This window comes from Pseudomonas juntendi, assembly GCF_009932375.1.
In the GTDB taxonomy this organism is placed as follows: Bacteria; Pseudomonadota; Gammaproteobacteria; order Pseudomonadales; family Pseudomonadaceae; genus Aquipseudomonas; species Aquipseudomonas juntendi.
Genome location: NZ_BLJG01000409.1, coordinates 1 through 492, shown reverse-complemented (window position 1 = coordinate 492; position 492 = coordinate 1). Strand labels below are relative to the sequence as shown.

At 65.4% G+C, this 492-nt stretch carries 1 protein-coding gene; it reads right to left on the bottom strand.

Translation table 11 applies throughout. From position 1 onward, the window contains the following. Window positions 1–61: 61 nt before the first annotated feature. Window positions 62–492: EamA family transporter (locus tag GYA94_RS26365; protein ID WP_161893421.1), on the bottom strand; the 431-nt coding region annotated here is incomplete at its 5' end.

The window sequence follows — 492 nt, the reverse complement described above, 5'->3', positions numbered from 1 at the left end:
CAGGCGGTCCTGCAGGTGCAGTGTGGTCACAGCCATGCAATGTTCCTCTGGAGCAGAGCGATCAGTTGGCCCGCCGGTACGTCAGCAGCACGATGCCGCATACCACCACGGCGCCGCCGAGCAATTGCAGCGGGCCCAGTTGCTGGTCGAGCAGGGCCCAACCCAGCAGTAAAGTGGCAATGGGTTCGACGTTCATCACCGGGGCGTTTTGCGCCATGTTCAACCTGGGTACGCAGACGAACAGCAAGCTGAACGCCAGCCCATACAGCAGTACCAGGCTGGCCAGCGCCACCCAGCCACTGCTGCTGCCCGGCAGCGACAAACCGGCCGGCATCACCCCGCTGGCGCCCGCGAGCAGCATGCTGGAGAACACGATCAGCAGGGTCAGCAGGCTGCGCACTGGGCCCCGCACGCTAGCCAGCTTGTGGTCGGTGATCCACAACGCGCAAGCAAAGGCACAAGCGGCGCCGAAGGCCAGGCTGACCCCCAGCG